This is a genomic window from Sedimentitalea xiamensis (genome assembly GCF_030164465.1).
Taxonomy (GTDB): Bacteria; Pseudomonadota; Alphaproteobacteria; order Rhodobacterales; family Rhodobacteraceae; genus Sedimentitalea; species Sedimentitalea xiamensis.
On record NZ_JASNJE010000009.1, the window covers coordinates 22741 to 47123 of the forward strand.

Genomic DNA, 24383 nt, shown 5'->3' on the forward strand with positions numbered 1-24383 from the left:
TTGCCAAGGATCGAATCCCGGCCCGCCGCCATTGTTGCCGGACAATCAACGCAGCGCAAAGGAGAGCGCAATGCGCGAAGTCATGACCAAGAGCATGGCCCGAAACATCTTTTTCGGCGGGTCCTTGTTCTTTATCATCATATTTGTGGGGCTGACGGCCCATTCGCACCGATACATCGTCACCACGTCGACCGACCACGAGGGCATCACCGAAAGCGTTGCCCTCGGCAAGCATGTGTGGGAACGCCATGCCTGCATCAACTGCCACAGCATCCTGGGCGAAGGGGCCTATTTCGCGCCTGAACTTGCCAATGTCATGACCCGCTGGGGGGTGCAGGACGACCCCGAGGCGGCCTTCGACACGCTCAAGGGCTGGATGCAGGCGATGCCCACCGGCATCGAGGGACGCCGCCAGATGCCCTATTTCGATCTGACCGACGAGGAATTCCGCGCGCTCAGCGATTTTCTGCTGTGGACCAACACCATCGATGCACAGGGTTGGCCGCCCAACGATGCGGGCTGAGAAAGGACCCACACAATGAAATATCAATCTCAGAAAATCGCATACGCCTATTTCGCCGTGGCGCTCGGGTTGTTTGCGGTTCAGATCCTCGGCGGGCTGCTGGCCGGCTGGGTCTATGTCATGCCCAACACCCTGTCCGAGCTGGTGCCGTTCAACATCATCCGCATGTTGCACACCAACAGCCTTGTCGTCTGGCTGCTGCTGGGCTTCTTCGGCGCGGCCTATTTCCTGATCCCGGAAGAGGCGGAGCGCGAGATCCATTCACCGACCATCGCCTACTTGCAGCTGATCATCCTGGTCGTCGGCACGCTCGGCGTCGTCGTGACCTATCTTTTCAACCTGTTTGAAGGCAACTGGCTTCTCGGCAAGGAAGGCCGCGAGTTTCTCGAACAGCCCAAGTGGGTCAAGGCGGGCATTGTCGTTGCGGCCCTGATGTTCCTTTTCAACGTGACGATGACCGTTCTGAAGGGCAAGAAGACGGCGATCACCAACATCCTGCTGCTCGGCCTCTGGGGGCTCGCGCTGCTGTTCCTCTTTGCCTTCTACAACCCCGTGAACCTGTCGCTGGACAAGATGTACTGGTGGTATGTGATCCACCTCTGGGTCGAAGGCGTGTGGGAACTGATCATGGCGTCGATCCTCGCCTATCTGATGCTCAAGCTGACCGGCGTGGACCGCGAAGTGGTCGAAAAATGGCTCTATGTCATCGTCGCGGCGGCGCTGTTCTCGGGCATCCTCGGGACCGGGCACCACTATTACTGGATCGGCGCGCCGGGCTACTGGCAGTGGATCGGTTCGATCTTCTCGAGCCTCGAGGTCATTCCCTTCTTCGCGATGATGTCCTTTGCCTTCGTGATGGTCTGGAAAGGCCGCCGCGACCATCCCAACAAGGCCGCGCTGCTGTGGTCGCTGGGCTGCGCGACGCTGGCCTTCTTCGGTGCCGGCATCTGGGGCTTCCTGCACACGCTGCACGGGGTGAACTATTACACCCACGGCACGCAGATCACCGCGGCCCACGGCCACCTCGCGTTCTTTGGCGCCTATGTCTGCCTGAACCTCGCGATCATGAGCTATGCGATGCCGATCCTGAAACACCGCGACCCTTACAACCAGGTGCTGAACATGGCGTCTTTCTGGCTGATGTCCGGTGGCATGGTCTTCATGACCTTCACCCTGACCTTTGCCGGCACCGTGCAGACCCATATGCAGCGGGTTATCGGGGAATATTACATGGACGTTCAGGACAGCATCGCCATCTTCTACTGGATGCGGTTCGGTGCCGGAATCGCGGTGCTGCTGGGGGTCTTGCTGTTCCTCTACGCGATCTTCATGCCGCGTCGCGAAGTGGTCACGCCGGGGCCGATCGAGCGCCACCGTCTGGAAGAAGATCCTGACCACGTGCCTGCGGAGTGATGGCGATGAACGCTTTCAGCAAACTCGAGGGGGCGGCCGACGCCCCCTTCTACCTGCCCCAGGGCGATGAATGCAGCCTGTTTCAGGCCGCCAGCGCCAACAACCTGCCGATGCTCCTGAAAGGGCCGACGGGCTGCGGCAAGACCAGGTTCGTGGCGCATATGGCGGCGCGTCTGGGCCGGCCGCTCTATACGGTGGCTTGCCATGACGACCTGTCCGCCGCCGACCTGATCGGGCGCTACCTGCTCAAGGGCGGCGAAACCGTCTGGGTCGACGGGCCGTTGACCCGCGCGGTGCGGGAAGGCGCGATCTGCTATCTCGACGAGGTGGTGGAGGCCCGCAAGGACGTGACCGTGGTGCTGCACCCGCTGACCGACGACCGGCGCATCCTGCCGATCGACCGGACCGGCGAGGAACTGGAGGCCGCGCCCGGCTTCATGCTGGTGGCGTCCTACAATCCCGGCTACCAGAACATCCTCAAGACCCTGAAACCGTCTACCCGCCAGCGGTTTCTCGCGGTGGAGTTCGATTTCCCGTCGCCCGATCTGGAAGTACAGATCGTGGCGCGCGAAAGCGGTCTGGACGAAGAGAGGGTGAAGCCCCTGGTCCGTCTGGCCGGCAAGCTCCGGGCACTCAAGGGGCAGGATCTTGAAGAAGGCGTATCCACCCGTCTGATCGTCTATGCCGCGTCGCTGATCGCGCAGGGCATGCCCATTGACCGCGCGGTCGAGGCGGCGATGATCGAACCGCTGACGGACGACGCCGATGTGAAACGCGGGCTCCTAGATCTTGTTGCGGCCATCTTCGGGTGAGGCATGGCCGTGGGCAGGATTGAAATAGAGCCATGGGAACCCGAAGAAACCGTCGGGAAACTGTGGCACGCCTTTGCCAGCCGCCTGGATGCACCAGAGGTGCATCACGGAGCCAGCGTAGACCTTTCCGAGGTCAGCGGGCGGTTGGCCGTTTTCTTTCGCGGACTCGGCGGGGCGCATTCGGTCGAACTGCGCCCCGTCAGCGGTGAAGTCAGCCGCCACCGTCTGAGTTTCCTGCGCCGGCTGGGGGCCGAAGCGGAAATCCTCCCGCGCGCCAGCTTCGACGGCGAGGTGTTGCGCCTGCCCGAACGGCTGGCAGTGTTTCCGACGCGTGAAGCCAATGGCGCGCTCTATCTCTGGCTCACCGCCGCCGCCGCCAATGCCGGCGAACACATGACCCATTCGGACCCGTTGCGCGCCGATCTTGCGGCGATTGCATCCGCGCGCGCCATGGTCGAATCCGCTTTGGAACAGGCACCCGGTCTTGCCGACCTCTACCGGACTCTGTGCGATGCGACCTTGCATCAGCGGCGGACCACGAGCGGGCTGCCCAGGGTCGAGGCCGCCGTCGAATCGCTCGTGCGCCATGCGCTGGGCGATACAGCGCCGCTGTCGGATCATGCGCTCCAGTTGCAGCAGGCGCACCCGTCGAACCTGAAGGCTCCTGGAAAATACCAGCCTTTCCACCCCGTGGCCATCTGGCCCGACCTGCGCGAACTGGCGTTCAGCGCATCCGACAGTGTAGAAAGCCGGGACGCCGACGGGTCGCCCGAGGAAGGCGGCGACGGAACCCATCGCGCCCGCCGTCGGCAGGCTGACCAGGCGCAACGCGCCGATAGCCTGATCCTGCACAAGTTCGAGGCGATCCTCAGCTGGGCCGAGTTCCTGAACCTGAACCGCCGGGTCGATGACGACGATCCGGACAACGCCAAGAAGGCCGCCGACGATCAGGACGAGATCGGGCTGGGCCAGATATCCAAGGCCCCCGCGACCCGCCTGAAACTGCATCTGGACCTCGCGCCCGAAGATGTGGACCGCGAACGCCTGTCCGGTGTGCATACCTATCCTGAATGGGATGCGCGATCCGGCGCCTACCTGCCCGATCACGTCCGGGTTCTTCACAGCATCGCGGAAGCGGGTGATTGCGTCCCCTCCTTTCGCGAAGATCCGCGCGCCATGCGCCGCATTCGACATGTCAAACGTCAGTTCGAGGCATTGCGTCCCGGCCGCGTCTTCGTGCCCGGTTGCCTTGACGGGGATGAACTCGACATGGAAGCGGTCGTGCGCGCGCGGGTCGACATTCTGGCCAATGGCGCGGGCAGCAACCGGATCTGGCGGCAATCGCTGCCGCAGGCCCGCGATCTGGCGGTGTCGATCCTGCTGGATGTGTCGCGGTCGACCGAAAGCGCCGTGACCGGCCGGGCGGTGATCGACATCGAACGCGAGGCTCTGGCGGCCCTGTCCTGGGGGCTGGACGCCTGCGGCGACGATTTCTCGATCCACGCGTTTTCCTCGCTGAAGCGCGACCGCGTCTACATCCAGCAATGCAAGGCCTTCGGGGAACCGATGACTGCCGCCGTCGAGGACCGGATCGGGGCCTTGCGCCCCGGTTTCTACACGCGCCTGGGCGCGGCGATCCGCCATGCGTCGGTGGACCTGGCGCGCCAGAGCAAGAAGCGCCGGTTGCTGCTGGTGATCACCGACGGCAAGCCCAACGATCTGGACCACTACGAAGGACGCCACGGCATCGAAGATACCGCGATGGCCGTGCGCGAGGCGCGTCGGGCCGGTCATTCCGTGTTCGGCGTCACCATCGACAAGCAGGCCAAGACGTGGTTTCCGCGCCTGTTCGGACGCGGCGGCTTCCACGTCATTCCGCATCCCGACAAGTTGACCGAGGCATTGCCGCTCATCTACCGGGAACTGGTAGGCGCATGAGCGAAGCAACGGTGCTGGACGAGTTGCCAGGGGATCTGATGATGTGGGTGCTGATCGTCAGCGAACTGCTGGTGTTCGGCGCCGGGTTGGCGGCGTTCCTTGCCGTGCGCGCCACCGATCCGGCCGGTTTTGCCGAGGCGCAGTCCTTTCTCAACCGGTCCGCCGCCGGCCTGAATACGGTGATCCTCGTGACCAGCGGATTTCTCGCGGCGCTGGCCCTGCCGCTGCGTGAAGCGGGCCGGAGCGGGATCTCGCGGCTGGCCCTGGTTGCCGCATCGCTTCTGGGGGTGCTGTTTCTTGTCATCAAGGCCGTGGAGTATTCGGACAAGTCGGCGCTCGGCATCGGCTGGGACAGCCATCCGTTCTTCACGTTCTACTACCTGCTGACCGGTTTTCATGCCGCCCATGTGGTGGCGGGTATCGTGATCCTGCTGCTGGTCGGCTGGCGCAATGCGCCGCGCAACATCGAAGTCGGCACCGCGTTCTGGCACATGGTCGACCTGGTCTGGGTGCTGCTGTTTCCTGTGATCTACCTGCTGCGATGACGACACAAGCCCTGATAACCGGCTGGCTGGCCCTGCTCGTCTTCAGCTTTGTCTCGACGCTGATTGCGGTCTGGCCGATTCCGGCGCACTGGCAGGCCCTGGCCGGGGCCGCGATCCTGACCCTGGCCTGGCTGAAGGCGCGGGTGATCCTGGGGCGCTACCTCGGGCTTGCGCAGGCGCCCTTCTGGGCGCGGGGCTTCGGAGTGTCGCTGGCGCTGTTCTGTGCGCTGCTGCTGGGGCTTTACCTGATTCCGGTCATGCTTTGAACGCGGCGGCCAGCGCGTCAGGCAGTTCGAACTCCTTCAACACCCGTACGCGCCCTTCCGCGGACATCTTGCGCGCCGTCTTTTCCACGATTCGCTGCATCTTGTCCGGGTCCTGCGTGGTCGAGAACGGCGCGAAATACCATTTCAGGAATACGAAGCAGATCACGTCCTCAAGCGCCTGAACATCCGGGTCGCGCTTGATCCCTTCCTTGCGGATCATCTTGCCCGCCGCCTCGGCGGAGTCCTGGTCATAGCCGGCGGCGGCCATGATCTCGCCCACCCGGTCCGCGTGATGGCGGGCCAGATCCCGCCGCCAGGTCAGATACCCTTCGCGCCCCTGCGGATAGTCGGCCCGTTTCAGGATCCAGCGTTCGATGTGCTGCCCGCGCGCGGCGATCTGCAAGGGTTCGGAGGCATCGGGAAACAGCCGCGCCAGTTCCTCGGTCATCCGCCGACCGTAAAGCTGCGCCGCCGGGTCGCCTTCGGACCTGTCCGGATCGTGGGCATTGGCGGCGTCAATGGCGGCAAGGGCCGCGGCCAGATTTTTCATAGGGCCTTGTTCCATGCTGAGGCCGGATCTTCGTCGGCATAAGTGCGCAACTGTTCGATATTCTCGATCGCCGCGTGGTTCTTGGCGATGCGGACCCCGTGCGGACGCAGCTTGGAGAAAGCACGGGACAGGCTTTCCGGCTTCATGCCCAGACGCCCGGCAATCAGGACCTTGTCATAGGGCAGGGTCACGACGCAACTGCCCGTCTCCTGGTTGCACAGGCCAAGCAGGAATTCCGCCACCCGCTGCGCCCCGGTCTGCGCCTTGATCTGTTCGATCTGTCCGACCAGCGCCTGAAGATGCTGAAACGTCGCCGACAGAACCGACAGGCAGATTTCCGGGTTAGCGCGCATCATCGTGGTGAAGGTCGTGGCGGAGATCTGCAACAGGGTGCAATCCGTGACCGCCTCGGCCGACACAGGATATTCGCCATGGCGAAAGGCGACGGCTTCGCCAAAGCTGCTGCCGCGGGTGAACACGTTCACCACCGCTTCGTTGCCGTTCGGAGAAATGCGGTACAACTTGACCCACCCGTCCAGCACGACGTGGATGACCTGCGCGATTTCACCCTGCAGGAAAAGGGTTTCTCCCCGGCCGGCCTGCCGCGTGACCGCACCCTTGAGCAGCGCGTCGGCGACGTCCTTGGGCATGCTCTTCAGCAGCAGCGAATTGCGCGCGATGCTCGTGTCCCGGTCTGCAATCATGATGTTCCTGCTCTTTCCCGTGGCCCAGCTCTCTGGCGCATCGAAATTTCCTCTACCAGAGCTGGTTTACACGAGAGCGTCGCGAAACTTAACAGCGGATTTGCCCATCGCGACAGGGGGACGCATTCGGCGATGGCTTGATCATTGTCAAGGATGGACGGGTCCGGTCCGGACTAGGCTCATGCCAAACGTCAGGAAAGGGTCGCGGATGTCGTATGAGGCTTATTTTCAGGAGCGGTTGGCGCGGCTGAAGGACGAAGGCAACTATCGTGTCTTCACCGATCTGATGCGGCAGCGCGGTGCTTTTCCGAAAGCCACCCGTTTCAAGGAGTCGGAAACCGGCGACGTGACGGTCTGGTGTTCCAACGACTATCTCGGCATGGGCCAGCATCCCGCGGTCCTCGCGGCCATGCACGACGCGCTGGACACGTGCGGCGCGGGCGCGGGCGGAACCCGCAACATCTCGGGCACGACCCATCACCATGTGCTGCTGGAACAGGAACTGGCCGATCTGCACGGCAAGGAAGCCGCTCTGCTTTTCACTTCGGGCTACGTGTCGAACTGGGCGGCTTTGGGAACGCTGGCTTCGGAAATTCCCGGCTGCATCGTGTTCTCCGACAGCCTGAACCACGCCAGCATGATCGAAGGAATCCGCCATTCGCGCGCCCAGAAGGTGATCTGGAAACACAACGACCTGGCTGACCTGGAAATGAAACTGGCCGCCGCGCCCGCCGATGCGCCGAAACTGATCGCCTTTGAATCGGTCTATTCGATGGATGGCGACATCGCTCCGATCGCGGAAATCTGCGATCTGGCGGATCGATATGGGGCGATGACCTACCTGGACGAGGTTCATGCCGTCGGCATGTATGGTCCGCGTGGCGGCGGGATCGCCGAACAGGAAGGGCTGATGCACCGGCTGACCGTCATCGAGGGCACCCTGGGCAAGGCGTTTGGCGTCGTCGGGGGATACATCGCCGCCTCCGCCGCCCTGTGCGACTTCGTGCGCAGTTTCGCCAGCGGGTTCATATTCACGACCGCATTGCCGCCCGCCGTCGCGGCGGGAGCCGCCGCCTCGGTCCGGCATCTGAAGGCCAGCGCCAGCGAGCGCCGGCTTCAGCACCAGAGGGTCGCCGAACTGCGGGCGCGGCTGGACGAAATCGGAATCCCGCACATAAAGAACCCCAGCCACATCATTCCGGTGATGGTAGGCGACCCGGTCAAGTGCAAATACATCTCCGATCTGCTTCTGGACCGGTTCGGGATCTACATTCAGCCGATCAACTACCCGACGGTTCCAAAGGGCACCGAACGGCTGCGTATCACGCCGTCGCCGGTTCATTCCGCCGAGGACATCGACCGGCTGGTGTCGGCCCTTGCCGAATTGTGGAGCGCCTGTCAGCTGGCCCGCCGCCCGATGGCCGCCCAGTAAGGGGAATTCGGACGCCGGAACCCGCGATCAATCGGGTTTTGCCGACGAGTCCAGGCTCAGTTTTCCGGTGCCGCGTCCGAGAACGCGCAGAAGCCCCGTTACCTGATGCGGCGGCACGGACAGGTAGGTGACGCGTTTGCTATCGACGATCACTGAGGTCCCCGACCAGGCCGACGGCGCACCCGGCAGAAAAACCACCGACCGGTCGTCAAGCCGTTCGACCTCGAAAGCGATCTGGTGGACATCGTCCAGCCGTATCAGGACCGGCTGCAACAGCGATTCGACAGAGGTGTCGCCCATCAATCCGGCCAGCGTGCTTTTCAGGACCGCATAGCCGGGCACGACCGAGATCAGCACCCTTTCGATCCGCGCCACCGGTTTTGCCAGCACCTTTCCGCGCGCGACGAGGCCCGCGAGATAGGAAACGAAAAGGATCAGGCCCACGGCGAGGATGTCCGAAAGGGCGACGCCGGCGATGCGATCCATGGGAAACACGCGTCCCAGGGGAACCGCCAGGGTCCGGCTGAATTCGAAAGCTTTTGACAGGATGAAGATCAGGACGACAAGCGGGGCCAGAAAGAGCAGCCCGCCGAGAATCGTTGTTTTCAATGTTTTCATTCGGTTGTCCAGGCATGGTTGTGGACGGCGCCAGCCAGGGACGCCGCGGTCAGTCGAATGTGCCGGCAACCCGCCCCAGAAGCATGAAGGCGCGCGCCGTCCGTGTTTCGCCCAACGCAGCAATGTCGGCATCGGACGCGCCCGTCTCGAAGGCCGCAAAACTGCGGTCGAACAGGCGCAGGAAATGGTGCGCGGCGTCACGAAAGATCGGGTCCTGTTTCATCCGTCCGGCGGTCAAGGCCAGCGACGTGCGGTCCCGGACACCGCCGAGCGTCGAAATGGCGCGCCCGCGGGCGCCCTGCGCGAACTGGCGCCAGATTTCCGGCCGGGCCATGTCGGGACGCAGGTCGTCCATGTAGATACCGTCCTGGCTGAGCAGGGTCAGGACATCCTGGCTGGCCTGAATCAGCTGGGCTGCCCGGCGGTCCCGCATGGCGCGGCGCAGCGCGGCGAACCCCGGTTCGTCTTCCGCCGTCTCCGGAAAATTCAGCGCGCGGATAAAATCGTCTGTCGGAAGCGGCGGCGACAGCGCCTCCGCCGGGGTGCCGAGTGCCAGCAAGCCCTGATCCGCCGGCATCTCGGAGCCATGCGACGCGGGCGGCCTGACGCCGGCCGGGCCGGTTTCCCGCCGCGTCGAGAAGGTCGCCAGCGCGGTTTCGGTCTTGCGCGCGGCGGCGGCGATTTCATCGAGCTTGCGGGCCATGGAAGCGTCCGACCCGCCCATGCCGCGTTGCGCCTGGGCGACATAGGCCTGGCGGATGCTGTCGATGGCCGTTTGCAAGCGCTGGCTTTCCTCTCGCATCACGCGGTTGGATCGTGCGGCGGTGGCCGCGACCCAGATCATGGCCACGGGCATGAAGACAGTCAGGATGGTCGTCGCGATCTGCGATCCGCCCTGCCCGGATTCGCCGTCTTCGGGGGTCATGACGAAGAACAGGAACGATCCGGCGAGCCACAGGACAGAGAGGACGATCGCCGCGATTTCTATGCCCGTCACGGCCTGCAGGCTCGGCCTGTCATAGATCCCGAGTGATGTCGTCCGGTTCTTTTCCTGGTGGCCTGGCTCGGGACCTGACATGGGGCGGTCTTTCAGGAATAGGCGATGCTGACGACCTCATACGACCGGTCGCCGCCCGGCGTGCGCACTTCGACGCTGTCGCCTTCCTCTTTGCCGATCAGCGCGCGGGCAATCGGCGACTTGATGTTGAGCAGGCCGCTTTCGATGTTGGCTTCGTATTCGCCGACGATCTGCCAGGTCTTTTCCTCGTCGGTATCTTCGTCCACCAGCGTGACCGTCGCGCCGAACTTGATCGGGCCGGACAGCTTGGCGGGATCGATCACGTCGGCCAGCGACAGCACACCTTCGATTTCCTTGATCCGGCCTTCGATGAAAGACTGTTTTTCCCGCGCGGAATGATACTCGGCGTTCTCCGACAGGTCGCCATGCTCGCGGGCCTCGGCGATTGCCTTGATGATGGCAGGACGCTCGACGGACTTCAGCTGCTTGAGTTCCTTTTCAAGCGCGTTGTGTCCTGCCGGCGTCATCGGGATTTTTTCCATGACTTGTCATCCATACTAAAACAGGTCGCCCCGACGCGATATGCGCCGGGACGATCCGATGATTTGGCGTTTACCTGACCCAAACCCGCGCCGGATTGCAAGGGGCAGTGCAAGAACCGGGTGGCGGTATTCGGCCTGAGCGGAATGCCGGCTCCCGCGTTTCAGTCCGTGGCGATCATCGCGATCGAACCGTCCGGCAGTTTCGGGGACCGCATGATCGGCAGTCTGAACCGCGGCATTCTTGGCGTCGTTCCGGATCTCCGCCATGATCCTGGCGCGCCGTGGTGTCGGGCAACGGTTTTTTGGGGGAATCGCCAGTCTGTGCTAGTCTCCTTGGCGGAACCGGCGCCGACATCGCAGGCGCGCCCATGACAACCAAGACATACTGCCAAGACTATTCACAAGAACAGGGAGAGGAAGATGACACTATTGACAGTGAATGGCGCCGAGATCGAAGTGGAGGCGGACCCGCTGATGCCCTTGCGTTGGGTGTCTACGCGACACGCGGCGATGCCTTTCCGAAATGGCCGACCGGCGGCGAACAGATGCCGCATGGTCTGCGTGACGATCCGCTCGTGTTCGTCAGTATCGACGCTGACGGCACGGTGACGCTGGTTGCGCATCGTTCCGAGATGGGCACCGGCAGCCGGACGTCGCTGCCGATGATCATGGCGGACGAGATGGAAGCCGACTGGGGACGTGTCCGCATCGTTCAGGCCGAAGGCGACGAGCCGAAATACGGCAACCAGGATACCGACGGCTCGCGCAGCCTGCGCCATCATATCCAGGCCGCGCGCAAGATCGGCGGTTCGGTCCGGCACATGATGCAGGCCGCCGCAGCGCAGGAATGGGGCGTCGATGCGGGCGATGTGGTGGTCGAAAACCACATGGCCCGGAACGGTGACAGAACGCTGGGATTCGGAGAACTGGCGGCGGCGGCGATGGCGTTGCCGGTCCCGACGCATGAAGAGATTGCCTACAAATCGGAGGACCAGTTCCGCTACATCGGCAAGGGCGAGGTGCAGATCTACGATATCCACGACATCACCACCGGCAAGGCTGTCTACGGTGCGGATGTGACCCTGCCCGGCATGAAGTATGCCGTTGCCGTGCGTCCGCCGGTGGTCGGCGGCAAGGTCGTGTCCTTTGATGCGACCGAGACGCTGGCAATGCCGGGAGTCGTCGGTGTCTATGAGCTGCCGCATTCGATTCCCCCGGCGAAATTCGCCCCGCTGGGCGGCGTGGCCGTGGTTGCCGACAGCACCTGGGCCGCGATGCAGGCGCGGGACAAGCTGACGATCGAATGGGACGATGGCCCGCATGCGGGCTACAATTCCGGCCCGTTCATGGAAGAAATGAAAGCCACGGCAGAGCAACCGGGCCAGGTCCTGCGCAAGCAGGGCGACCCGGATGCGGCCTTCGCGGGCGCCGCGCGTGTGTTCGGGCAGACCTATACGCAGGATCACATGGCGCATATCCCGATGGAACCGCCGGTGGCGCTGGCCAGCTATACTGCGGAGGGCCTGGAAATCTGGGCCCCGGTTCAAAGCCCCTATGCGGCGCGGGTCGATACCGCCGTGGCGCTGGGTCTGGAACCGGAAAAGGTGCGGGTCAACGTGACGCTTCTGGGCGGCGGGTTCGGCCGGAAATCCAAGGCGGACTACGTGACCGAGGCCGCGCTGCTCAGCCGCGAGGTGGGCGCGCCGGTCCGCATGCAATGGACCCGCGAAGACGACGTGCGCCACAGTTTCTACCACACCACGTCGGCGGAGCGGATCGAGGTCGCGCTGGATGACGCGGGCAAGGTCACGGGATGGCGGCACAATTCCGTCGCGCCGTCCATCGTGACCACCTTCGCGCCGGACGGCGGGCACCAGTTCTTCATCGAGAACGGCATGGGGCATGTGGACATGCCCTTTGCCATCCCGAACGTGAGCGTCGAGAACGGCGAGGCCTTTGCGCATACGCGGATCGGCTGGTTCCGGGCCGTGTCCAACCTGCCGCGCGCCTTTGCCATCGGATCCTTCGTCGGCGAGCTTGCGGCGGACCTTGGCAAGGACCAGCGCGAAATGTGGCTGGAGTTGATAGGGGCGCCGCGCAAGGTGGACCCGGTCGCCGAAGGCTATCCGGAGAATTTCTGGGATTACGGTGAGGTCTATGACGAATTCCCGATCGACACGGGGCGTCTGGCGCATGTGCTGACCGTGGCGGCGGACGGGATCGGTTTCGGCAAGGAGCTACCCGAGGGCGAAGGCATCGGGCTTGCCGTGCATCGAAGTTTCGTGTCCTACGTCGCCTGCGCCGCCCATGTGAAGGTTGTCGACGGCCGAATCACGGTGCCCGAAATGCACATGGCGATCGACTGCGGTTTCGCTGCGAACCCGGAACGCATCCGGAGCCAGATCGAAGGGGCGTCGGTGATGGGAATGACCGTGGCGCTGCATTCGTCGATCACCTTCGAGAACGGTGCCGTCATGCAGAGCAACTACAACGACTATGACGTGGTGCGCTCCGACAATTTCCCCGGAAACGTGGTCACGCATATCGTGCCGCATCCGTTCAGCGTCCATTCCACGGGAGTCGGAGAACCTGGCGTGCCGCCGGTCTCCCCGGCGATCGCGAACGGCCTGTTCGTGGCGACGGGGCAGCGCATGCGCGCCCTGCCTCTGGGTCCCACGGTTTGAACACGGCGCACGGGCGGCAATTTCGCCGCCCGCGCGGCTTTTCAGAGCGCATTTTCATCATCCGAACGACCATCTGACGCGGTGTTTTGATTGACGCTTGGCCCCGCCAAACGGTATCAGCCGCGAAACAGTTTTGCGCCTGCGAGGGTTGCTGGGATCTAGCCAAGGAGCGCCGGGATGGCCGAAATCGAACGCGAAGCGATGGAATACGATGTTGTGATCGTCGGGGCAGGTCCGGCCGGTCTGTCCGCGGCGATCCGTCTGAAACAGCTGGATGCGGATCTGAATGTCGTCGTTCTGGAAAAGGGCAGCGAGGTCGGCGCTCATATCCTGTCCGGCGCGGTGCTCGACCCCTGCGGGCTGGATGCGCTGATCCCCGACTGGAAGGAAAAGGGCGCGCCGCTGAACGTGCCGGTGAAAGAAGACAATTTCTACATGCTCGGCGAGGCGGGCAAGCTGCGGGTGCCGAACTGGCCGATGCCGCCCCTGATGAACAACCACGGCAACTACATCGTCAGCATGGGCAATGTCTGCCGCTGGATGGCCGAGCAGGCCGAGGCATTGGGCGTGGAAATTTTCCCCGGCATGTCCTGTTCCGAACTGGTCTATGGCGACAAGGGCGAGGTCAAGGGCGTCGTGGCGGGCGTCTTCGGGCTGGAGCCGGACGGTTCCTACGGCCCCAACACCGAGCCGGGGATGGAACTGCACGGCAAGTATGTCTTCCTGTCCGAAGGCGTGCGCGGATCGCTCTCAAAGGAAGTGATCGCGAAATACGACCTGAGCCAGGGTCACGAGCCGCAGAAATTCGGCATCGGCATGAAGGAAATCTGGGAAATCGACCCGGCCAAGCATCGGGAAGGCACTGTCACCCACACCATGGGCTGGCCGCTGGGCGGCAATGCCGGGGGCGGGTCGTTCATCTACCATCTGGAAAACAACCAGGTCTACGTCGGTTTCGTCGTGCACCTGAACTACAAGAACCCGCATCTCTTCCCCTACATGGAATTCCAGCGGTTCAAGCATCACCCGATGGTGGCGGACCTGCTGAAGGGCGGCAAGCGCGTGGCCTATGGGGCGCGGGCGATCTCCGAGGGCGGCTATCAGTCGATGCCAAAGATGGTTGCGCCCGGTGTCGCGTTGCTCGGCTGTTCGGTGGGGATGGTCAACGTGCCGCGCATCAAGGGCAACCACAATGCGATGCTGTCGGGCAAGGCGGCGGCCGAAGCGGCCTTTGCCGCCATTCAGGACGGGCGCGGCGCCGACGAACTGACGGCCTATGAGGACGAGGTGAGGGGCGGCGCCATCGGCCAGGACCTGAAGAAGGTCCGCAACGTCAAGCCGATGTGGTCGAAATGGGGTCTGCTTCCGTCGCTTGCCCTTGGCGGGTTCGACATGTGGACCAATACGCTGGGCTTTTCGCTGTTCGGCACGATGGGACATGGCAAGACGGACGCAGAGGCGACGGAAGAGGCGAGCAAGCATGCGCCGATCGATTATCCCAAGCCCGATGGCACCCTGTCGTTCGACCGCCTGACCAACGTCGCGTTTTCCTTCACCAATCACGAGGAAAGCCAGCCCTGCCACCTGCGCCTGACCGACCCGGATGTGCCGGTCGAGGTGAACCTGCCCAAGTTCGCAGGCCCCTCGGCGCGCTACTGCCCGGCCGGCGTCTACGAGTTCGTGCAGGAGGATGGCAAGGACGCGCGCTTCGTGATCAATTTCCAGAACTGCGTGCACTGCAAGACCTGCGACATCAAGGACCCCAGCCAGAACATCACCTGGGTCACACCGCAGGGCGGGGACGGCCCGAATTATCCCAATATGTAGGCGAAAACGAACGGAAAGGCGCAGCAAAACACGCTGCGCCATTGCCTCCCCTCTCCGGAGAGCCTAGTTTCCCCGTCACAGCAAACGGCGAGGCAGGTTCCTTGGGTCTTTCATCTTTGCGCAACGCGGTTCTTATTGCCGTTTCATTGTCCTTCGCGGCCCCTTTCGTCTGGGCAGCCGACACCTCGGCCGGATCGTATCTTGCCGGTCGCCAGGCGATCAACGACAATAACTTCGAGGCAGCCGCCGAATATTATTCGCGCGCCTTGGCACGGGATCGGGACAATCCTGTCCTGATGGAAAATGTCGTCCTGGCGCAACTGGCGGTCGGCCAGGTCGATCGCGCCTTGCCGGTGGCCGAATACATGGAAGAACTCGGCCTGCGCAGCCAGGTCGCGCATATGGTCGTGGTGGCGAACCTGGTTGCCAGTGACAAGTATGACGAACTTCTGGCGCGCGATCCGCAGACCAAAGGCATCGGCCCGCTGGTCGACGGCCTGGTGATCGGCTGGGCGCATATGGGCGCCGGATCGGTGGCGCAGGCGCTGGAACAGTTCGAAAAAGTGGCCGAAGAAAACGGGCTGCGCAGCTTTGCGCTCTACCACAAGGCGCTGGCGCTGGCGTCGGTCGGTGACTTCGAAGGGGCCGAGGCGATCTTTGCCGACGAAGACAGCGGCCTCTCCGCGATGTCGCGCGGGGCTGCGACGGCCCGGGTCCAGATCCTGTCGCAGCTGGAACGCAACGACGATGCGCTGGCCTTTCTGACCGATGTCTTCGGGGAACGGCTGGACCCCGGTTTGCAGGACATGGCCGACCGCCTCGCGGCGGGCGAAAAACTGTCCTTCGATCAGGTCACGTCGCCGCATGACGGGATCGCCGAGGTTTTCTATACCATCGGTCAAGCCCTGACCGGCGAAACCGCGGACAATTACGCGCTGGTCTATGTGCGCGTCGCCACCTACCTGCGTCCGGATCATGTCGAGGCCCTGCTGCTGAGCGCGCAATTGCTGGATGCGCTGGGGCAGGACGAACTCGCCGTCGAAACCTACAAGAAGATACCCAAGTCCAGCCCGGAATATCATGCCGCAGAGATGGGCCGCGCCGAAGCCCTGCGGCGGGCGGCGAAACCGGATGCGGCGATCGAGGTCCTGGAGCAACTGGCGCAGGTTCAGCCGACGCTGGCGCCGGTCTACTCCGCACTCGGCGACCTGCAACGCCAGCAGGAAAACTATCCCGCGGCGGTCGCCGCCTATGACAGGGCGCTGGAATATTCCGACGAAGAGGCCAATGCCCGATGGTTCCTCCTCTATGCCCGCGGGATCAGCCATGAACGGCTGAAACAATGGGACCAGGCCGAAGCCGATTTCCGCGCCGCGCTGGAGATCAATCCGGAACAGCCGCAGGTCCTGAACTATCTTGGATATTCGCTGGTCGAGCGCCGCGAAAAGCTGGACGAGGCTCTGGACATGATCGAACGCGCCGTGGCGGCGCGGCCGGACAGCGGCTATATCGTGGACAGCCTCGGCTGGGTCCTCTATCGGCTCGGCCGCTATGAAGAAGCCGTCGATCACATGGAAACGGCGGTCGAACTGATGCCGGTCGATCCGGTCGTCAATGACCACCTGGGCGATGTCTACTGGGCCGTCGGTCGCTACCGCGAGGCGGAATTCCAGTGGAAGCGGGCGCTGTCTTTCATCGACCCGGAGGACACGGATGGCGAAGCCGACCCGGAGCGAATTCGCCGCAAGCTCGAGATCGGGCTGGACGAGGTGCTGGCGCAGGAAGGATCCGACCCGCTGAAGGTGGTCAATGACGGCGGCTGACGCCCAAGTCCGAGGCGCCGTCCGGGAATTCGCGCCCGCCAAGATTAACCTTACCCTCCATGTGACCGGCCAGAGAGGCGACGGGTATCACATGCTCGACAGTCTCGTGGTCTTCGCCGATGTCGGCGACTGGATCACGGTTTCCCCATCCGAGGCGCTGCGGCTGCGCATCACCGGTCCCTTTTGCGCCGGTGTTCCGGTCGATCATGGCAATCTTGTGCTGCGCGCGGCGGCAGCGGTGAATGTCGCAACCGCCGACATCCTGCTTGAAAAGAACCTGCCTTCGGCCGCCGGTATCGGCGGTGGGTCGTCCGACGCCGCCGCGCTGCTGCGCGCGGTGAGGCGCAGCCATGGCGTTGCTGCGCTCTCGCTCGCCGAAGCACTGTCGCTGGGCGCGGACGTGCCCATGTGCCTGGAGCCGGGCGCGGTCCGGGTGTCGGGGATCGGGGATCGGTTGCAACGGGTGAATGATATCCCGCCTCTGCCCGCGGTCTTGGTGAACCCCGGTGTTGCGGTGCCTACGGGCGAGGTGTTTCGCGCGTTGACGGCAAAGGGAAATCCCCCCATGCCGCCGTTCACGACCGGGTCGTCCTTTGGTGACACGATCGGCTGGCTGCGTCGTCAGCGCAACGATCTGCAACCGCCCGCGATCCTGCAGGCACCCGTCATCGCCGAGGTTCTGAAGGCGCTGGACGGAGAGGGGGCGCTGCTGTCGCGGATGAGCGGGTCCGGGGCGACCTGTTTCGGGCTGTTTGACAGCGCCGAAGCGGCGCAAAAGACGGCGGACAGACTGAAACGTACCTGTGTTGGCTGGTGGGTTGCAAGGACGACGCTCAACCCCGGAAGGGGCATTGCCAGCCCGGACCCCGAAATTGCGCGAACCGCTCCTCAGGACAGGCGGGACACCACGTAGTCGGTCAGGTCTTCGAGCATGTCGCGAATGGGGTCCTGCGGCAGTTTCGCGAGCGCGAGGCGCGCCTTTTCGGCCCAGTCCAATGCATCGGCGCGGGTCGCGTCCAATGTGCCGTATTTCGCCATGATCGCCAGCGCCGTTTCCAGATCTCCGGGCGTTTGCCGACCGTCCTCGATCGTGCGTTTCCAGAACGACAGTTCCTCCGGCGTCGCCTGTGCCACCGCCTTGATCACCGGCAGGGTGAGCTTGCGCTCGCGGAAATCGTCGCCGACATTCTTGCCCGTCGCGGAAGCATCGCCGGTGTAGTCGAGAAGGTCATCGGCGATCTGGAACGCGATCCCGAGCGCATCGCCATAGTTAAACAGCGCCTGCACCTGGGCTTGCGGCGCGCCGGCGATCACACCGCCGACTTCGGTCGCCGCCGAAAACAATGCCGCTGTCTTGCCGCGCACCACTTGCAGGTAGACGGCTTCATCGGTCGCAAGGTTCTGCGAGGCGGTCAGTTGCAACACTTCGCCTTCGGCAATGGTGGCGGCGGCGTTGGCGAGGATGTCCAGAACCCGCAGGGATCCGGTTTCGACCATCAATTGAAAACTGCGGGCGAACAGGTAATCCCCGACCAGGACACTGGATTTGTTGTCCCACAGGAGATTGGCGGTCGGGCGCCCCCGGCGCTGGCCGCTTTCATCCACCACGTCGTCATGCAGCAGGGTCGCGGTGTGGATGAACTCCACCGTGGCGGCAAGATGGATGTGAAATGGCCCGGAGTATCCGCACAACCGCGCCGCCGCGAGCGTCAGCATCGGCCGCAGGCGCTTGCCGCCGGCCTCGACCAGGTGGGCCGTCACTTCGGGAATGCGCGGCGCGTGTTTGGACGCCATGCGCCGCCGGATCAGGTCATTGACCGCCGTCATCTCTTCCGAGAGCGTGTTCGCCAGCGCATCATGCGGTTTTGTCACGATACCCGTATCCATTTCACCCCTGAAACAAGGCTCGACATCCGCGGAACCTTGCCCTTACATCCCCTGATATGAAAGAACTTTTGCGCAGCACCGACCCGACCATCATGGCTTTCGCATCCGCTCTTTTACAGGGCGAGGATATAGACTGCTTTCAGATGGACGTAAACATGAGCATCCTCGAAGGCGGCATCGGAATCTTTCCGCGCCGGATGATGGTGCGCTGCGACGATTATGACCGCGCGGTCCGCGTCATGCGGGACAATGACATACCCTTGGGGCAATGAGCCTTTTCGCCGACAGTGAGCTGACGCGGGACGCTTTTCTGGGCGGACGGCTTCATCTGTTGCAGCCAAGGCACGGCTACCGGGCGGGTATCGATCCCGTGCTGCTTGCGGCGAGCGCGCCTGCCAGGGCCGGTCAATCGGTCCTGGACCTGGGGTGCGGGGCGGGGGCGGCCCTGTTCTGTCTCGCGGCGCGCATGCCGGGGTTGACGCTTTGGGGCGTCGAGTTTCAGCCGGCCTATGCCGAACTCGCGCGGCGCAATGCAGAGATCAACGAAATCAGCGCCCATATCGTGACGGCCGACCTGACCGCGCTCCCGGCGGGATTGCGCCAGATGGCATTCGACCATGTGCTTGCGAACCCGCCCTATTTTCGACCTGCATCCCATTCTTCGGCGCGGGACACGGGGCGCCGCCTGGCCTTGGGGGAATCCGCCACGCCCCTTGCCGACTGGGTTTCCGTCGCGGCCCGCAGGCTGGCCCCGAAGGGCTACCTGCACATGATTCAACGAACCGACCGCCTGCCCGATCTGCTTTTGGCCTGCAAAGACAGCCTCGGGTCGGTCGAAGTTCTACCCCTTTCGGCGCGACCGGGACGTGCGCCGGATCTGGTGATTCTGCGCGCCCGCAAGGGCGGGCGGGCTGCGTTCCGGTTGCATGCCCCCTGCATCCTGCATGAGGGCGCGCGGCACACCGCCGATCGGGACAGCTACACGGCTTCTGTTGCGGCAGTTCTGCGCGATGCCGCGCCTCTGGCCTGGGGGCGGCATTGACGCCGCGCCAGGGCCATTTCACGAGCCGGCGATCTGCTATCAGAGGATTGTGAATGTCACGTGACAGGGAGCAAAGAATATGCTCAACTTCATGTGCAACTTATTCAGAGGAGGACTGCCATGAGCCTGAGCTCGCACCTGATTGAACTGAAGAAGAAGCACGAACACCTGAGTTTCGAGGTCGAGCAAGCCCAGCGTGCGCCGGGTGTGGACGGCTTGCATCTGGCTGAACTCAAGAAGCGGAAGTTGAAGCTGAAAGAGGAAATCGAGCGGCTATCCGCCTGATCGGGGCTCTTTCGGGCCGTCACTCCACCCGAAATTCCGACCAAACATTCCGAAGGGTTTTGAGGATCATTCCGGTCGTTGCCGGGGCGTAGGGCTGTCGAGAGCCGCCTTGGGCAGAACGTCTTCGACCGGGATGATCGTCAGGCTTTCGGAAACCGAGGCCGTCTTTTCGATCTCGCGCAGCATCCAGTCGCGGAACGCGCGTATCTGCGGGCGGTCTTCTGCGCCCTTGGGGCAAAGAAACCTGAAATGAGCCTTGGTTCTGAGGGCAATCCCGTAGGGCGCGACGAGGCGTCCCTCGTGTAGATCCTTCACCACCAGCGCACGTCTTCCCAGAACGACGCCGACGCCCGCCAGGGCCGCATCGACAGCATGATCGGCCTGTGAAAAACGCGCGCCATGCGTCGGGTTGAAGTCGATTCCCGCAGCGCGAAACCAGGTCTCCCAGTCGCAGGGCGGTCGCAGCAGGTGATCGACCGATGTATCGAACAGGATCGGCGCGTGTCGCAGATCCTCCGCGGTCGGGTATTGCGCCGCCAGTTGCGGGGTCAGGACCGGCGTCAGCCATTCAAAGGCCAGAGGCAGGGCAAACAAGTCCGGGTCGGGGCCGTATCCGAAACGGATTGCGACATCGACCTCGTCCCGGTCGAAATCCATCATCCTGAGGCTGGCGGAAAACCGCAGTTCGATGTCCGGGTTCGCCTGGGCGAATTCATAGAGACGGGGCGCCAGCCATTTCGCCGTGAAAGCAGGCCCCGCCGTGACTGTGAGGGTCTTGTCGTCCTGCAACCGCCTAGCCGCCCGCCACGCGGCGCTCAGCGTCTGAAACCCCTCCGCCGCACCGGGGGCTAGAACCCGGCCCGCTTCGGTCAGTTCGACGGACCGGTTCAGCCGGTGAAACAACGGCTGGCCTAGGTGCTCCTCAAGCGACTTGATCTGAAAGGACAGGGCCGCCGGCGTCACGTTCAATTCCGCCGCCGCGCGGGCAAAGGACATGTGCCTCGCGGCAGCATCGAATGCCCGAAGGGCGGTCAGAGGTGGCAGCCTGTCTGTCATGGTCACTCAAGTAATACTTATCCGAAGGCGTGAAAAGTCTCGTTTGTCAGTAATTTTCCAAGGGCGCATATTCGGTGTCAGAACAGAATTGCTGAATACGAAGGAGACTAGGATGCTGGAATGCACGACCAACCCTGACACCCGTCGCACCTTTCAGGTCGCGCATGAAGAAAGGTCCCGCGCGATCAAGGATGCGTGGAACTGGCTGTTTTCGCTGCGCAAGCGGACCTGATCGGAACACGAAGCACCAAAAAGGACCGGTCTTGACGACCGGCCCTTTTCAGGTTTCCGCGTGACTTTTCGGATCAGCTGAAGAACTGCGCGCCGTTCGCGCTGATCGTGGATCCGTTGACGAAGCTGGCCTCGTCGGAGGCCAGGAAGACCACGCAACGGGCAATCTCTTCGGGTTCGCCCAGACGCCCGGCCGGGATCTGCGCAATGATGCTTTCGCGCACCTTTTCCGGCACCGCCATCACCATCTCGGTCGCGATATAACCCGGACAGACCGCATTGGCCGTGATGCCGGCGCGGGCGCCTTCCTGCGCGAGCGATTTCACGATCCCGAGATCGCCGGCTTTCGTGGCGGCATAGTTGACCTGCGCGAACTGGCCTTTCTGTCCGTTGACGGAACTGATGACGATCACGCGTCCGAACTTGCGTTCGCGCATGCCGGGCCAGACCGGGTGGACGGTGTTGAAAACGCCGGTCAGGTTGGTATCGATGACCTGGTGCCACTGTTCCGGGGTCATCTTGTGGAACGGCGCATCCTTGGTGATGCCCGCATTGGCGACGACCACGTCGATCGGGCCGAGATCGGCTTCGACCTTGGCGATGCCGGCCTTGCTCTCGTCGTAATCGGCCACGTTCCATTTGTAGGTCTTGATGCCGGTTTCCTCGGTAAAGGCCGCGGCGGCTTCGTCATTGCCGGCATAGGTTGCGGCGACGGAATAGCCGGCGGCTTTCAGGGCTTTGGAAATGGCGGCGCCGATCCCGCGGCTGCCTCCGGTTACAAGAGCTGTTCGGGACATTCTGGTCTCCAATTGGTGCTTGGGCAACTTAGTTGCAGGAAATTGTGTCGGGTGCGCAATTATCTTGCGCACCCGATTCCGTTTAGTCGCGTTCGACGCAGAGGGCAACACCCATACCGCCACCGATGCACAGGGTGGCGAGACCTTTCTTGGCATCGCGGCGCTTCATCTCGAACAGCAGGGTGTTCAACACGCGCGCGCCCGAGGCACCGATCGGGTGGCCGATGGCGATGGCGCCGCCGTTGACGTTGACGATGGCCGGATCCCAGCCCATGTCCTTGTTCACCGCGCAGGCCTGGGCGGCAAAGGCTTCGTTGGCTTCGACCAGGTCGAGGTCTTCGGCCTTCCAGCCGGCCTTTTCCAGCGCCTTGCGCGACGCGTAGATCGGTCCGACGCCCATGATCGACGGGTCCAGGCCGGCTGTCGCGTAGGAGGCGATGCGCGCGAGCGGTTCGATGCCGCGCTTCTCGGCGTTCCCGGCGGACATCAGCAGCGTCGCCGCCGCGCCGTCGTTCAGGCCCGATGCGTTGGCGGCCGTGACCGACCCGTCCTTGGTGAAGGCGGGGCGCAGCTTTGCCATGGCTTCCATGGTGGCGCCGTGACGGATGTATTCATCCTTGTCCATCACGACGTCGCCCTTGCGGGTCTTGATGATGAAGGGCACGATTTCATCCGCGAACTTGCCGGCCTTCTGCGCGGCTTCGGCCTTGTTCTGGCTGGCGACGGCGAATTCGTCCTGCTGTTCGCGCGAGATCTGCCATTTCTCGGCCACGTTTTCGGCTGTCTGGCCCATGTGGTAGCCGTTGAAGGCGTCCCAGAGACCGTCGCGGATCATCGTGTCGATGTATTTCATGTCGCCCATCTTGTGCCCGGCGCGCAGGTTTGCGGCATGGGGCGAGAGGGTCATGTTCTCCTGTCCGCCGGCGATGACGATGTCGGCGTCCCCCAGCGCGATATGCTGTGCGCCGAGCGCGACGGCGCGAAGGCCCGATCCGCAAACCTGGTTGATGCCCCAAGCTGCGCTTTCCTGCGGAAGGCCGGCGTTGATATGGGCCTGGCGGGCCGGGTTCTGTCCCTGCGCGGCCGTCAGGACCTGACCGAGAATGGTCTCGCTGACTTCGGATTTTTCGATACCCGCGCGTTCCACCACGGCTTCGAGAACGGCCGCGCCAAGATCATGCGCCGGCGTATTGGCGAAAGAACCGCCAAAACTGCCGACACCGGTCCGCGCTGCTGATGCAATTACTACGTTTGTCATTCTGTGAATCCTTTGCCAGCATTAATGTCGGGGAGTGCGTCGGGCCGGTCCTTCCCGCAGGATGGCATCGGTCCGGGAATCCCCTCCTTGCGGGCTTGGACATAGCGGATTGTCGCAATTGCAGCAACGGACAGTGTGTCTCATGCGATGCAGGCGGCGCAACCGGATGCGCCGAGCACCGGATGCAGGGGCAGGTAGAGCATGATGGTTCCGGGGCTAGCCGGCAGCGCGGTCGTCGGCCTGAGGAATCCAGGGTGGCCGTACGGTCGGAGCGCCGAAGAGATAGCCCTGCAGGCAGTCCACGCCGATGGAGACGAGGAATTCCGCATCCTTCACCGATTCGACGGACGGCGCGACGACCAGCATGTCGAACTGTTTGGCAACGGACACCAGCGCCCGCGCCACGACCTGGTTGTCGCTGTTCGCGTGGATTCCGCGAATGAACTGGCCGTCGATCTTGACCGCGTCAAAGAAGAATTCCTTGAGATATCTGAACGAGGTCATCCCACCGCCGAAATCGTCCAGGGCGAAGCTGATGTTGCGGTCCTGCAGCCGGTCCATGAAATCGATGGTCAGTTCCGGAACCGTCATCGCCGATGTTTCGGAGATTTCCAGCAGCAGCCGTTCGCCCAGGGTTTCATCCTTCTTGAGGTGCCGGTCGAGAATGCGCATCCAGCGCTGATAGCCGATGGAGCGCGCCGACATGTTCACCGACAGGCGGACCGACGGATTCGCGGTCAGCGTCTTCATGGCCATTTCAAGCGTCAGGCAGTCGATCTCGCGGCCAAGTTCCGTCTTTTCGACCAGGTGCATGAAATTGCGGGCCGGGATCACCCGGCCGGTGCCGTCCAGAACGCGGATCAGCCCTTCGTGGAACGCGGTCCGGTGCGGAGGCTGGGCCTGCATCACCGGTTGATAGGCGAGCATCGTCTGGCGATGGCGGACCGCTTGCGTCACCATGTCCAGGGTGTCGTCGTCGCGGCCGGCGACGGCGGAGTCGAGCGGGCTTTGTCCGCCCTCCGGCATATCGGCCTGCATTTTTCGACGTGTCAGCATGTGGTCCCCGCAGGAGCAAGAAATCCGATTCCGCCGATCCCGAAGGAATCGCGGTCCGTCCAGATTGGCAGGCATG

24 protein-coding genes are annotated in these 24383 nt (G+C 63.4%); 14 read left to right on the plus strand and 10 right to left on the minus strand.

The window, feature by feature from the left end; translation table 11 throughout:
- Positions 1-70 precede the first annotated feature (70 nt).
- The 6 genes from QO034_RS09455 to QO034_RS09480 are packed head-to-tail and all read left to right on the plus strand — an operon-like array spanning position 71 to position 5497.
- On the plus strand, positions 71-523 hold the full coding sequence (locus tag QO034_RS09455; RefSeq protein WP_284485277.1) for a c-type cytochrome: 453 nt from the start codon (positions 71-73) through the stop codon (positions 521-523).
- A 15-nt stretch (positions 524-538) separates the two neighbouring features.
- Positions 539-1936 carry a cbb3-type cytochrome c oxidase subunit I gene (locus QO034_RS09460; RefSeq protein ID WP_284485278.1) on the plus strand — a complete coding sequence of 466 codons (1398 nt, stop codon included), beginning with the start codon at positions 539-541 and terminating at the stop codon, positions 1934-1936.
- Positions 1937-1941: 5 nt separating this feature from the next.
- Positions 1942-2748, plus strand: a complete 807-nt coding sequence (locus QO034_RS09465) for a CbbQ/NirQ/NorQ/GpvN family protein (protein WP_284485279.1) — start codon at positions 1942-1944, stop codon at positions 2746-2748.
- 9 nt (positions 2749-2757) lie between these two features.
- A complete protein-coding gene (locus QO034_RS09470) occupies positions 2758-4686 on the plus strand; it encodes a nitric oxide reductase activation protein NorD (protein WP_284485280.1) in 1929 nt (642 codons plus the stop codon).
- On the plus strand, positions 4683-5231 hold the full coding sequence (locus QO034_RS09475) for a cytochrome c oxidase subunit 3 (RefSeq protein ID WP_284485281.1): 549 nt from the start codon (positions 4683-4685) through the stop codon (positions 5229-5231). The genes QO034_RS09470 and QO034_RS09475 overlap by 4 nt, the downstream gene beginning before the upstream one ends.
- Complete coding sequence (locus QO034_RS09480) at positions 5228-5497, plus strand: nitric oxide reductase F protein (RefSeq protein ID WP_284485282.1); 270 nt, start codon at positions 5228-5230, stop codon at positions 5495-5497. Before QO034_RS09475 ends, QO034_RS09480 begins: the two co-directional genes overlap by 4 nt.
- Here QO034_RS09480 and QO034_RS09485 read toward each other — a convergent pair.
- Both QO034_RS09485 and QO034_RS09490 read right to left on the minus strand, forming a co-directional pair.
- Complete coding sequence (locus QO034_RS09485) at positions 5487-6047, minus strand: DUF4202 domain-containing protein (RefSeq protein ID WP_284485283.1); 561 nt, start codon at positions 6045-6047, stop codon at positions 5487-5489. The genes QO034_RS09480 and QO034_RS09485 overlap by 11 nt on opposite strands.
- On the minus strand, positions 6044-6751 hold the full coding sequence (locus QO034_RS09490) for a Crp/Fnr family transcriptional regulator (RefSeq protein WP_284485284.1): 708 nt from the start codon (positions 6749-6751) through the stop codon (positions 6044-6046). Before QO034_RS09490 ends, QO034_RS09485 begins: the two co-directional genes overlap by 4 nt.
- Before the next feature lie 208 nt (positions 6752-6959).
- Between QO034_RS09490 and hemA the strand changes: the two genes are divergently transcribed.
- The gene (gene hemA / locus QO034_RS09495) at positions 6960-8183 is read left to right on the plus strand and encodes a 5-aminolevulinate synthase (RefSeq protein ID WP_284485285.1); all 1224 of its coding nucleotides are present in this window, start codon (positions 6960-6962) and stop codon (positions 8181-8183) included.
- 27 nt (positions 8184-8210) lie between these two features.
- On the opposite strand, the gene QO034_RS09500 is transcribed toward hemA, so the two are convergent.
- From QO034_RS09500 to greA, 3 genes are read right to left on the minus strand one after another with little or no spacing between them, the layout of a single operon-like run.
- Positions 8211-8801 carry a DUF502 domain-containing protein gene (locus tag QO034_RS09500; RefSeq protein WP_284485286.1) on the minus strand — a complete coding sequence of 197 codons (591 nt, stop codon included), beginning with the start codon at positions 8799-8801 and terminating at the stop codon, positions 8211-8213.
- 49 nt (positions 8802-8850) lie between these two features.
- On the minus strand, positions 8851-9879 hold the full coding sequence (locus tag QO034_RS09505) for a hypothetical protein (protein ID WP_284485287.1): 1029 nt from the start codon (positions 9877-9879) through the stop codon (positions 8851-8853).
- An 11-nt stretch (positions 9880-9890) separates the two neighbouring features.
- Positions 9891-10361 (minus strand): transcription elongation factor GreA, encoded by a 471-nt coding sequence (gene greA, locus QO034_RS09510; protein WP_284485288.1) that lies wholly within the window; start codon positions 10359-10361, stop codon positions 9891-9893.
- Positions 10362-10846: 485 nt separating this feature from the next.
- Here greA and QO034_RS09515 point away from each other — a divergent pair, with 485 nt between their 5' ends.
- The 4 genes from QO034_RS09515 (at position 10847) to QO034_RS09530 (ending at position 17608) form a co-directional block, all read left to right on the plus strand.
- Positions 10847-13045, plus strand: coding sequence for a xanthine dehydrogenase family protein molybdopterin-binding subunit (locus QO034_RS09515; RefSeq protein WP_284485289.1), 2199 nt, complete (start codon positions 10847-10849; stop codon positions 13043-13045).
- Between the two features lie 177 nt (positions 13046-13222).
- Positions 13223-14872, plus strand: coding sequence for an electron transfer flavoprotein-ubiquinone oxidoreductase (locus tag QO034_RS09520; RefSeq protein WP_284485290.1), 1650 nt, complete (start codon positions 13223-13225; stop codon positions 14870-14872).
- Between the two features lie 101 nt (positions 14873-14973).
- Positions 14974-16695 (plus strand): tetratricopeptide repeat protein, encoded by a 1722-nt coding sequence (locus tag QO034_RS09525; RefSeq protein WP_407696752.1) that lies wholly within the window; start codon positions 14974-14976, stop codon positions 16693-16695.
- The gene (locus QO034_RS09530) at positions 16682-17608 is read left to right on the plus strand and encodes a 4-(cytidine 5'-diphospho)-2-C-methyl-D-erythritol kinase (protein WP_284485291.1); all 927 of its coding nucleotides are present in this window, start codon (positions 16682-16684) and stop codon (positions 17606-17608) included. The genes QO034_RS09525 and QO034_RS09530 overlap by 14 nt, the downstream gene beginning before the upstream one ends.
- On the opposite strand, the gene QO034_RS09535 is transcribed toward QO034_RS09530, so the two are convergent.
- Positions 17584-18582: a polyprenyl synthetase family protein gene (locus QO034_RS09535; RefSeq protein WP_284485292.1), complete on the minus strand. Its 999-nt coding sequence runs from the start codon at positions 18580-18582 to the stop codon at positions 17584-17586. The genes QO034_RS09530 and QO034_RS09535 overlap by 25 nt on opposite strands.
- 56 nt (positions 18583-18638) lie before the next feature.
- On the opposite strand from QO034_RS09535, the gene QO034_RS09540 reads away from it, so the two are divergent.
- The 3 genes from QO034_RS09540 to QO034_RS09550 all read left to right on the plus strand — a co-directional run bounded on the left by QO034_RS09540 (position 18639) and on the right by QO034_RS09550 (position 19909).
- Positions 18639-18854, plus strand: coding sequence for a putative signal transducing protein (locus QO034_RS09540; protein ID WP_284485293.1), 216 nt, complete (start codon positions 18639-18641; stop codon positions 18852-18854).
- A complete protein-coding gene (locus QO034_RS09545; RefSeq protein WP_284485294.1) occupies positions 18851-19624 on the plus strand; it encodes a tRNA1(Val) (adenine(37)-N6)-methyltransferase in 774 nt (257 codons plus the stop codon). The genes QO034_RS09540 and QO034_RS09545 overlap by 4 nt, the downstream gene beginning before the upstream one ends.
- Positions 19625-19744: 120 nt before the next feature.
- On the plus strand, positions 19745-19909 hold the full coding sequence (locus tag QO034_RS09550) for a YdcH family protein (RefSeq protein ID WP_284485295.1): 165 nt from the start codon (positions 19745-19747) through the stop codon (positions 19907-19909).
- Between the two features lie 66 nt (positions 19910-19975).
- On the opposite strand, the gene QO034_RS09555 is transcribed toward QO034_RS09550, so the two are convergent.
- From QO034_RS09555 to QO034_RS09570, 4 genes are all read right to left on the minus strand, one after another.
- A complete protein-coding gene (locus tag QO034_RS09555) occupies positions 19976-20965 on the minus strand; it encodes a transcriptional regulator GcvA (protein ID WP_284485296.1) in 990 nt (329 codons plus the stop codon).
- A gap of 305 nt (positions 20966-21270) precedes the next feature.
- Positions 21271-21993 carry an acetoacetyl-CoA reductase gene (phbB, locus tag QO034_RS09560; RefSeq protein ID WP_284485297.1) on the minus strand — a complete coding sequence of 241 codons (723 nt, stop codon included), beginning with the start codon at positions 21991-21993 and terminating at the stop codon, positions 21271-21273.
- Between the two features lie 82 nt (positions 21994-22075).
- The gene (locus tag QO034_RS09565) at positions 22076-23251 is read right to left on the minus strand and encodes an acetyl-CoA C-acetyltransferase (protein ID WP_284485298.1); all 1176 of its coding nucleotides are present in this window, start codon (positions 23249-23251) and stop codon (positions 22076-22078) included.
- Positions 23252-23467: 216 nt separating this feature from the next.
- On the minus strand, positions 23468-24307 hold the full coding sequence (locus QO034_RS09570) for an EAL domain-containing protein (RefSeq protein WP_284485299.1): 840 nt from the start codon (positions 24305-24307) through the stop codon (positions 23468-23470).
- Between the last annotated feature and the right edge of the window lie 76 nt (positions 24308-24383).

Coding starts and splice junctions, on each gene's coding strand:
- QO034_RS09570 (WP_284485299.1), bottom strand. CDS start 24,307: ATGCTGACACGTCGAAAAATGCAGGCCGATATGCCGGAGGGCGGACAA.
- QO034_RS09465 (WP_284485279.1), top strand. CDS start 1,942: ATGAACGCTTTCAGCAAACTCGAGGGGGCGGCCGACGCCCCCTTCTAC.
- QO034_RS09540 (WP_284485293.1), top strand. CDS start 18,639: ATGAAAGAACTTTTGCGCAGCACCGACCCGACCATCATGGCTTTCGCA.
- QO034_RS09480 (WP_284485282.1), top strand. CDS start 5,228: ATGACGACACAAGCCCTGATAACCGGCTGGCTGGCCCTGCTCGTCTTC.
- QO034_RS09500 (WP_284485286.1), bottom strand. CDS start 8,801: ATGAAAACATTGAAAACAACGATTCTCGGCGGGCTGCTCTTTCTGGCC.
- QO034_RS09530 (WP_284485291.1), top strand. CDS start 16,682: ATGACGGCGGCTGACGCCCAAGTCCGAGGCGCCGTCCGGGAATTCGCG.
- QO034_RS09550 (WP_284485295.1), top strand. CDS start 19,745: ATGAGCCTGAGCTCGCACCTGATTGAACTGAAGAAGAAGCACGAACAC.
- greA (WP_284485288.1), bottom strand. CDS start 10,361: ATGGAAAAAATCCCGATGACGCCGGCAGGACACAACGCGCTTGAAAAG.
- QO034_RS09535 (WP_284485292.1), bottom strand. CDS start 18,582: ATGGATACGGGTATCGTGACAAAACCGCATGATGCGCTGGCGAACACG.
- QO034_RS09520 (WP_284485290.1), top strand. CDS start 13,223: ATGGCCGAAATCGAACGCGAAGCGATGGAATACGATGTTGTGATCGTC.
- QO034_RS09565 (WP_284485298.1), bottom strand. CDS start 23,251: ATGACAAACGTAGTAATTGCATCAGCAGCGCGGACCGGTGTCGGCAGT.
- QO034_RS09475 (WP_284485281.1), top strand. CDS start 4,683: ATGAGCGAAGCAACGGTGCTGGACGAGTTGCCAGGGGATCTGATGATG.
- phbB (WP_284485297.1), bottom strand. CDS start 21,993: ATGTCCCGAACAGCTCTTGTAACCGGAGGCAGCCGCGGGATCGGCGCC.
- QO034_RS09460 (WP_284485278.1), top strand. CDS start 539: ATGAAATATCAATCTCAGAAAATCGCATACGCCTATTTCGCCGTGGCG.
- QO034_RS09485 (WP_284485283.1), bottom strand. CDS start 6,047: ATGAAAAATCTGGCCGCGGCCCTTGCCGCCATTGACGCCGCCAATGCC.
- QO034_RS09490 (WP_284485284.1), bottom strand. CDS start 6,751: ATGATTGCAGACCGGGACACGAGCATCGCGCGCAATTCGCTGCTGCTG.
- QO034_RS09505 (WP_284485287.1), bottom strand. CDS start 9,879: ATGTCAGGTCCCGAGCCAGGCCACCAGGAAAAGAACCGGACGACATCA.
- hemA (WP_284485285.1), top strand. CDS start 6,960: ATGTCGTATGAGGCTTATTTTCAGGAGCGGTTGGCGCGGCTGAAGGAC.
- QO034_RS09545 (WP_284485294.1), top strand. CDS start 18,851: ATGAGCCTTTTCGCCGACAGTGAGCTGACGCGGGACGCTTTTCTGGGC.
- QO034_RS09555 (WP_284485296.1), bottom strand. CDS start 20,965: ATGACAGACAGGCTGCCACCTCTGACCGCCCTTCGGGCATTCGATGCT.
- QO034_RS09455 (WP_284485277.1), top strand. CDS start 71: ATGCGCGAAGTCATGACCAAGAGCATGGCCCGAAACATCTTTTTCGGC.